An 8,767-nucleotide genomic window follows, 5' to 3' on the forward strand; every position below is an offset into this window, starting at 1 on the left:
ATGCGACATATCGTTTCTGTATTGCTGGAAAATGAAGCGGGCGCCTTGTCGCGCGTGGTCGGTCTGTTTTCGGCCCGTGGCTACAATATCGAGACATTGACGGTCGCACCGACCGAAGATGCGACCTTGTCACGCATGACCATCGTGACAAGCGGTTCGGATGACGTGATCGAACAGATCACCAAACACCTGAACCGTCTGATTGAAGTCGTCAAAGTGGTCGACCTGACCGAAGGCGCACATATCGAACGCGAGCTGATGCTGATCAAGGTGCGCGCGGTTGGCAAGGAACGTGAAGAGATGAAGCGCACTGCGGATATTTTCCGTGGCCGCATCATCGACGTCACCGACAAGTCCTATACCCTGGAACTGACAGGCAACAAGGGCAAGCTGGACGCATTCATCGATTCGATCGATCGTGCAGCGATTCTGGAAACCGTCCGTACCGGCGGTTCTGGCATCGGTCGCGGCGAACGCATTCTCAAAGTTTAAGCAAACAATAAGACAGCGCGCTGAAATGTTCAGCGCAATAAACCCAAACATCAAATTACATATATAGGATTAAAAATGAAAGTTTTCTACGACAAAGACAGCGACCTCTCCCTGATCAAAGGCAAGAACGTTGCCATCATCGGTTACGGTTCCCAAGGCCATGCTCACGCGCAAAACCTGAACGATTCCGGCGTCAAGGTGACAGTCGGCCTGCGTAAAGGCGGCGCATCGTGGGACAAGGCAAAGAACGCCGGCCTGAACGTGGCTGAAGTCAATGACGCTGTGAAAGCAGCCGACGTCATCATGATCTTGCTGCCGGACGAAAATATCGCCCAGGTTTACGCAGAAAATGTCGCACCGTTCGCCAAGCAGGGCGCGACACTGGCGTTTGCCCATGGCTTCAACGTGCACTACGGCCAAGTCGTGCCACGTGCCGACCTCGACGTCATCATGATCGCGCCAAAAGCGCCTGGCCACACTGTCCGTGCAACCTACACCCAAGGTGGCGGCGTGCCGCACCTGATCGCTGTTTATCAAGACAAATCCGGCAGCGCCCGCGATATCGCCTTGTCGTACGCAACCGCCAATGGCGGCGGCCGTGCCGGCATCATCGAAACCAACTTCCGCGAAGAAACCGAAACCGACTTGTTCGGCGAGCAAGCTGTTTTGTGCGGCGGTGCAGTTGAACTGATCAAAGCTGGTTTTGAAACTCTGGTTGAAGCTGGCTACGCGCCGGAAATGGCTTACTTCGAATGCTTGCACGAACTGAAGCTGATCGTTGACCTGATCTATGAAGGCGGCATCGCCAACATGAACTACTCGATCTCCAACAACGCTGAATACGGCGAATATGTCACCGGCCCGCGGATCGTTACAGAAGCTACCAAGGACGCCATGCGTCAGTGCCTGAAAGACATCCAGACCGGTGAATATGCGAAGAGCTTCATCCTGGAAAACAAGGCTGGCGCGCCAACCCTGATTTCCCGTCGTCGCATCACTGCTGAGCACCAAATCGAGCAAGTTGGTGAGCAACTGCGTGGCATGATGCCTTGGATCAAAAAGAATAAGATGGTTGATCAGTCGAAGAACTAATCAGGGCTTTCTTGTTTTGAGATCGGGCATCATGCAGCAAGCGCCTGCATGCGCTTGCTGGGCAGGACGGCGCAAAGCGGTGCTTTGCGAAACCCCGTCCAGCCTGCCTTGGATCAAAAAGAATAAGATGGTTGATCAGTCGAAGAACTAATCAGAAATCGATTAGCTCCGACGAAAAGGGAGGGGACGGCATTGCCGTCCCTTTTTGTTTTAGACGGCTCCTGAAACTTCCGTCATTCCCGCGTACGCGGGAATCCATTTTAGTCAGTAACTTGGATTCTCCACCTTGGTGCCCGCGTGCGCGGGGATGACGCGGCGGGGATTCGAGCCTCTCCTTAAGAGTAACGTACGATGCGATTGACCTGCACCCTTACATTGTTTAGATTGTGACATCCTCAATCGTGGCGATTTTCTTTACTCCTTAGGCAATATGGCAACAAATACAATCGGCAGTAAATTCGGCAAGCCCGATCGCGGATGGCGCGAACGTCTTTATACGATTATTTTCGAAGCCGACACCGATGCCGGACGCCGCTTCGACACCGCCTTGCTGATCATCATCGTGCTGAGCGTGGCGACCGTGATTGTCGACAGCGTCGGCACCGTGCGTGCCCGCGATTTTCTGGTGTTGAATGCACTTGAGTGGTTGTTCACGGCCTTGTTCACCATCGAGTACGTGGTGCGCCTGTTGTGCGTCAAGCGGCCCTTGCGCTACGCCACGAGCTTGTTCGGCATCATCGACCTGTTATCGATCTTGCCGACCTACCTGGCGATTCTGCTGCCGGAGTTCCATTTCCTGATCGACGTTCGCCTGTTACGCATGTTGCGCGTATTCCGCGTGATGAAGCTACCGCGTTATTTCGACGAGTCGCAAGTCTTGTTGCAGGCGCTGCGTAACAGCCGCCACAAGATCATGGTGTTCCTCGGCGTGGTACTGATCATGAGCGTGATCCTCGGCACCATCATGTACGTGATCGAAGGCCCGGAAAACGGCTTCACCAGCATTCCGATCGGCATGTACTGGTCGATCGTAACGCTCACCACCACCGGTTATGGCGACATCCATCCGAAAACGCCGTTGGGCCAGTTGGTCACTTCCTGCGCGATGTTGCTGGGTTACGGCATCATCGCCTTGCCGACCGGGATCGTCGGCGTCGAACTGGCGATGACCATGATGAAGGGCACGCCAACCACCCGTACCTGCACCAATTGCCTTACCGAGGGGCACGAAGCGGACTCGCTGTTCTGCAAACACTGCGGTGAACAGCTGCCGCCGTATCAGTATGATGCGGCAGCGGCCGGCACTTCTGAGGCTGCCACGCCGGGCAACCTGGCGGAAATCAAAGCGCGCATGGGACGCAATGCGCGTCGCGACCCGCCAAAGAAATAGAATCGCCCAGGTTCCCGCATTTTTTGCTACCTTGCGTTTGATGCTGAGCACAGGCAATATTGTCGTCGAACTAATTTGGCAAAAACTAATCGAAGGGTGGTCTGTAATTAATCATCTTCGGGGCGCACTTCCGGTAGCGCTCCATTTTTTTCCTGGAGAAGAATATGTCGCGATCACGCAAATTGATGTTGTCGTCATTGTTGGCTGCCACGGGTTTTGCGGCCCATGCCGCCCCCGCTACCGTGCCGACTAGCGGTACCCTGGTAGTAGTGCCCGCCTACGGCGAAGTCAAACATGCCAACGACCAGGTCAGGATTACTTTCAACGTCGAAGAGCAGGATAAGGACAAGGCGGCGGCAGCTTCCCGGGTCAATCTGAAGATGAAGCAGGGCACCGATATCCTGAAGCGCCAGGACCCGCAGGCGATCCTCCAAACACGTGGTTATTACACCTATCCGGTATATCCGGAAGACCAGCCGCAACCGCGCGGCAATGCGAACAAGCCACGTCAGCCAACCGGCTGGCGCGTCGGCCAGTATCTGGACGCCACCACGACCAATCTGAACAATTTGCCGAAAACAGTGGCTGCGGTGCAAAGCGTGTTGGGCCTCAACGGTTTGTATTTTGGCTTGAGCGACGCCACCAGCAAAAAACTGGATGACCAGAGAATCGCCGCCACCTACCAGAACCTGACCGAGCGGATTGCCTCTATTGCCCACGCAATGGGCCGCAATGTTTCGGATGCCGTGATCGATACCGTAGATTTCGAAGGGTCCGGCAACTATGCCCAGGATTCTGCGCCGGCGCCCAAAGCGATGATGATGCGGGCGGCGTCGATGAACGACGCGGTCCAGGTGGAAGAACCTAGTTTCGAGCCGGGCGAAACCACATTGAACATGCGCGTGGTTGGCAAAGTCCGCTTCAAATGAGCCGCCTCGCCGTCTTTGGCCTTACCATGGGGGCAGCGTTGATGTTGGCGCTGGCCGGCTGCAAGCCGTCGGCGCCTCCCCCGCAAATTTTCAAAACCCAGACCGATGCGCTGGAAAAGGCAAAAGGCGTTGAGCAACAGTTGCAGCAGGCCCAGGACCGGGCTAAAGCGGCCGAAGAAGAACAGCAGAAATAACCAATAGAAATAACAGCAGAAATAACAGCAGAAATAACCATGGAAATAAAAGGCAGCTGAGGCGATCGCCTCAGCTTCTTGTGATATCTTCCTGTTTTGTTATTCTATTGAAAACATATTCCTGAATAACGCTGAATATATTTACCCAGATCAATAAAATCGAGCGAAAAGCTTGGTCTTTTTATACAATGCCAAGGCGCTGTTTCTTTCGATGAACATCCAGATCCACTGATATCATGCAGGCGGTCGTATTTCACCGACTTAATTGCCGGCTTAATCACCGACTCACCCAGTGCCTGTAACCTGGTATTTATTAATCAACAGGCGGCCCGGCGACTGGCAGACTGGCTTTGTGCCTCGAATAAGCGCCGAGTGAGCGGCGACTAAGCAATAAAGCAGCAGGTTACATTTATTTCCCGCTCGACTAGAATAGCCACGCTTTCAAATTTCCATCATTTATCAAGATAATCCGGAGTGCAGTTGAATAATTATCCCCATCCTATTATTGCCCGCGAGGGTTGGCCCTTTTTGGGCATCGCCTTTGCGGTCGCGCTGCTGGTTGCGTCTTTCTCTTTTGCATGGTCGCTGCCATTCTGGATTATTGCATTATTCGTATTGCAATTTTTCCGCGATCCGGCCCGTGTGATTCCGCAAAATCCGGCTTCGGTACTGTCGCCGGCCGATGGCCGCATCGTGGTGGTTGAAAAAACCATGGATCCCTACGCCAATCGTGAAGCCTTGAAAATCAGCGTATTCATGAACGTATTCAACGTCCACTCGAATCGTGCGCCGGTCGACGGCAAGATTGAGAAAGTGCAGTATTTCCCAGGCAAATTCGTCAATGCCGATCTGGACAAGGCATCGATCGAGAATGAACGCAACGCCCTGGTCATCACTGCAGCCAACGGCCAGACCGTGACCTGCGTCCAGGTAGCCGGCCTGATTGCGCGTCGCATCCTGTGTTACGTCAAGGTGGCTGATGTGCTGGCGCGTGGTCAACGCTACGGCTTTATCCGCTTCGGTTCGCGCGTCGACGTATATCTGCCGTTGACGGCGACACCTAAGGTTGCCGTAGGCGACAAGGTATCCGCCACAGAGACTATCCTGGCCGAATTTTAAGTAGTCGAATTTAAGTATTGTTTTGTGTTGTTAGTATTTTGAGTCGATTGAAACGGAACTTACATGGCCACATTCAAGCGCCGTAAAGCGAAGAGTAACGGCGCCCAGTTCCCCAAGGCGCTGCGCCCGAACAAGAACATTGAGCGCAACGAGTATCTGGATGACGATGGTGCGCATCCGCCAGTCCGGCGCCGGCGCGGCATTTATCTGCTGCCGAATGCTTTCACCACGGCAGCGCTGTTCTGCGGCTTTTACGCCATCGTGATGGCGATGAACCTGCGCTTCGATCAAGCCTCGATTGCCATCTTCGTGGCAATGGTGCTGGATAGCCTGGATGGCCGCGTAGCACGTCTGACCAATACCCAAAGCGAATTTGGCGCCCAGTACGACAGTTTGTCCGACATGGTGTCGTTCGGCGCCGCACCCGCCTTGGTGGTGTATGAATGGTCTTTGCGCGGCATGGGCAAATTGGGCTGGCTGGCGGCTTTTGTGTATTGCGCCGGCGGCGCTTTGCGCCTGGCGCGCTTCAACACCAATATTGCGGTGGTCGACAAGCGGTATTTCCAAGGTTTGCCCAGTCCTGCGGCGGCGGCCCTGGTGGCCGGTTTTGTCTGGCTGATGGATGATCTCGGTTTTCGCGGCGCATCCTTGAGCTGGGCGGCATGGGCGATTACCTTGTACGCCGGCTTGACCATGGTCACCAATGTCCCTTTCTACAGCTTTAAAGATATCAATCTGCGCAAGCCGATGCCGTTCATCGCTGCGTTTTTGGTGGTGCTGGCGCTAGTGGCGATTTTCAGCGATCCGTCGAAAGTATTGTTCGGCCTGTTCGTGTTGTACGGCTTGTCGGGTTTCGGCGTGTATTTCTGGCGCTGGTTCAAGGGCGCGCCGGTGAGTATCGTGCAGACGGAACTTGAGCACGACGATAAGGACTAAGCAAGAGCTAAGGTCACGCCTGTGAAATATTGGTAAGGTTAAATAGTAAGGTTAAATGTTGTTAAACCTTAAGTTGCAAGCAGCACGGTAGCAAGGCAAGTGGCATCATCCTTTTTCAACTATTACTGGAGAAAAAAATGGGTTTACTTTCTTTTTTTAAGGACGCTGGCGAAAAGCTCCTGGGACATAAACCAGCGGAAGTTGCTGCAGCCCCTAACGTCGAAGAGTTGCAAAATGCCGCAGCTGATGCAATCAAGACCTACGTTGGCACGCAAGGAATCGACACCAGTGGCTTGACGATTGCCTTTGATGCAGCTTCGTCAACGGTTACCGCCAGCGGCGAGGCGCCGGACCAGGCAACCCGGGAAAAAATCATTTTGTGCTGCGGCAACGTCAAAGACGTCGCCGGCGTGAACGATGACCTGACCGTTGCCGAGGCTGCAGACGAATCGCAATGGTATACCGTGGTCAGCGGCGACAATCTGTCGAAGATTTCCAAGCAATACTATGGCGATCCAAATAAATACCAGGCAATTTTCGAAGCCAACAAGCCGATGCTGAAAAGCGTTGACTTGATTTATCCGGGTCAGATGCTGCGTATTCCGCCGTTAGCCTGATTGACAGGAACTGAACATGACCGCCCGGTTTGCCCCGGGCGGTTTTTTTATAACTGTCACTTTGTGATTTTTATACCGGAATCCGTCAAAGTCTTTAAAATTGATGGTTTACAAGACCAATCAGGAGCACAGCATGGCCGCCAACTCGCCCGAAAAACTGATCATTTTCGACACCACCTTGCGCGATGGCGAACAATCGCCCGGCGCCTCGATGACCAAGGATGAAAAAATCCGCATCGCCAAGCAACTGGAGCGAATGAAAGTGGATGTGATCGAAGCCGGGTTTGCTGCTGCTTCCCCGGGCGATTTCGAGGCGATCAAGGCAATCGCCGGCATCATCAAGGATTCCACCGTCTGTTCCCTGTCACGCGCCAACGACAAGGATATTGCGCGCGCTGCGGAAGCCCTGCAACCGGCCGAGCGCAAGCGGATTCATACGTTCCTGGCGACCTCGCCGCTGCACATGGAAAAGAAGTTGCGCATGACGCCGGACCAGGTGTTCGAACAAGCCAAGCAGGCGGTGCGGTTTGCCCGCAAATTCACCGACGACGTTGAGTTCAGCCCGGAAGACGGCAGCCGCTCCGATATGGATTTCCTGTGCCGGGTACTGGAGGCGGTGATTGCAGAAGGCGCCACCACCATCAACTTTGCCGATACGGTCGGTTACGGCGTGCCGGAACTGTACGGCCAGATGCTGAAGACGCTGCGCGAGCGGATTCCTAATTCGGACAAGGCGATCTGGTCGGTGCACTGTCATAACGATCTGGGTATGGCGGTGGCCAATTCACTGGCGGGCGTGATGATCGGCGGCGCGCGCCAGGTCGAGTGCACCATTAACGGTTTGGGCGAACGGGCTGGCAATACTGCGCTGGAAGAAATCGTCATGGCGGTCAAGACCCGGCGCGATTATTTCAATCTGGATATCGGCATAGATACTACGCAAATTGTGCCGGCTTCCAAGCTGGTGTCGCAGATTACCGGTTTTGCGGTGCAGCCGAATAAATCGGTGGTTGGCGCCAATGCCTTTGCGCATGCTTCGGGGATTCATCAGGATGGGGTGCTGAAGGCGCGTGATACCTATGAAATCATGCGGGCTGAGGATGTGGGCTGGAGTGCCAACAAGATCGTGTTGGGTAAATTGTCTGGGCGTAATGCGTTCAAGCAGCGGTTGGAGGAGCTCGGTATTGCGTTGGAATCGGAGACGGAAGTTAATGCTGCGTTTTCGCGATTCAAGGAGTTGGCGGATCGTAAGTCGGAGATCTTTGACGAAGACATCATCGCTCTGGTATCTGATGAACAGCATTCGCACGATAAGGAATACTATCGGTTCGTGTCGTTATCGCAGCACTCTGAGACGGGCGAAAAGCCTAGCGCCAAGATAGTGTTTTCAATTGACGATAAGGAGTCTAGTTGCGAGGCTGAGGGTAACGGACCGGTGGATGCTATCGTCAATGCTATCGAAACGAAAGTTGCCAGTGGCGCAGAGCTGTTGCTGTTCTCGGTGAATGCGATTACTACTGGTACGCAGTCACAGGGCGAAGTGACGATGCGCTTATCGAAAGCCGGTCGCATAGTTAACGGCGTCGGCGCCGATCTGGATATCGTGGTTGCTTCAGCCAAAGCCTATCTATCGGCCCTCAACAAACTACATTCCAAGTCCGAAAAGCTAAACCCGCAGTTGTGACCGCGCTTCGCAATTGCAGTTAAATGGGGTCAGATTTTTTTACGACAGTTGTATCGTCGTAAATTACACTCCTCGCGCGGCTCTGACCCCTTTTAACGGGCTACGGAGTATGTGTTGTGGCATGCGACGAGGTTTCGTTGTTACTTAAAACGGTACCTACTCCGTGGGTACGTGCGCCGGGGGTAGTCCCATACGCGCTAACCAAAATTCTGATTGCGGGATAACATTGCGAAATTAAAATGAATCTCGCAAAAGATAATGGTCGCCGAAGAGTACAAAAACATAAGTGAAGACTGGTCGAAAATAGTGAAATT

General features: G+C 53.8%; 9 protein-coding genes. All 9 read left to right on the plus strand.

The window, feature by feature from the left end; translation table 11 throughout:
* A complete protein-coding gene (gene ilvN, locus KHU29_RS15710; RefSeq protein ID WP_014005248.1) occupies window positions 1–492 on the plus strand; it encodes an acetolactate synthase small subunit in 492 nt (163 codons plus the stop codon).
* A 75-nt stretch (window positions 493–567) separates the two neighbouring features.
* Window positions 568–1,584, plus strand: coding sequence for a ketol-acid reductoisomerase (gene ilvC / locus KHU29_RS15715; RefSeq protein ID WP_038491226.1), 1,017 nt, complete (start codon window positions 568–570; stop codon window positions 1,582–1,584).
* A gap of 430 nt (window positions 1,585–2,014) precedes the next feature.
* Window positions 2,015–2,974 carry an ion transporter gene (locus KHU29_RS15720; protein ID WP_211453700.1) on the plus strand — a complete coding sequence of 320 codons (960 nt, stop codon included), beginning with the start codon at window positions 2,015–2,017 and terminating at the stop codon, window positions 2,972–2,974.
* A gap of 164 nt (window positions 2,975–3,138) precedes the next feature.
* Window positions 3,139–3,903: an SIMPL domain-containing protein gene (locus KHU29_RS15725; RefSeq protein ID WP_211453701.1), complete on the plus strand. Its 765-nt coding sequence runs from the start codon at window positions 3,139–3,141 to the stop codon at window positions 3,901–3,903.
* Window positions 3,900–4,097, plus strand: coding sequence for a hypothetical protein (locus tag KHU29_RS15730; RefSeq protein WP_211453702.1), 198 nt, complete (start codon window positions 3,900–3,902; stop codon window positions 4,095–4,097). Before KHU29_RS15725 ends, KHU29_RS15730 begins: the two co-directional genes overlap by 4 nt.
* A 474-nt stretch (window positions 4,098–4,571) precedes the next feature.
* On the plus strand, window positions 4,572–5,216 hold the full coding sequence (locus KHU29_RS15735; protein WP_211453703.1) for a phosphatidylserine decarboxylase: 645 nt from the start codon (window positions 4,572–4,574) through the stop codon (window positions 5,214–5,216).
* 63 nt (window positions 5,217–5,279) lie between these two features.
* Complete coding sequence (gene pssA / locus KHU29_RS15740; protein ID WP_211453704.1) at window positions 5,280–6,152, plus strand: CDP-diacylglycerol--serine O-phosphatidyltransferase; 873 nt, start codon at window positions 5,280–5,282, stop codon at window positions 6,150–6,152.
* A 137-nt stretch (window positions 6,153–6,289) separates the two neighbouring features.
* Complete coding sequence (gene lysM, locus KHU29_RS15745) at window positions 6,290–6,769, plus strand: peptidoglycan-binding protein LysM (RefSeq protein ID WP_211453705.1); 480 nt, start codon at window positions 6,290–6,292, stop codon at window positions 6,767–6,769.
* A gap of 133 nt (window positions 6,770–6,902) precedes the next feature.
* The gene (locus tag KHU29_RS15750) at window positions 6,903–8,453 is read left to right on the plus strand and encodes a 2-isopropylmalate synthase (RefSeq protein WP_211453706.1); all 1,551 of its coding nucleotides are present in this window, start codon (window positions 6,903–6,905) and stop codon (window positions 8,451–8,453) included.
* The last annotated feature ends 314 nt before the right edge of the window (window positions 8,454–8,767 follow it).

The sequence above is a fragment of the Collimonas antrihumi genome, from assembly GCF_018304965.1.
GTDB lineage: Bacteria > Pseudomonadota > Gammaproteobacteria > Burkholderiales > Burkholderiaceae_D > Collimonas > Collimonas antrihumi.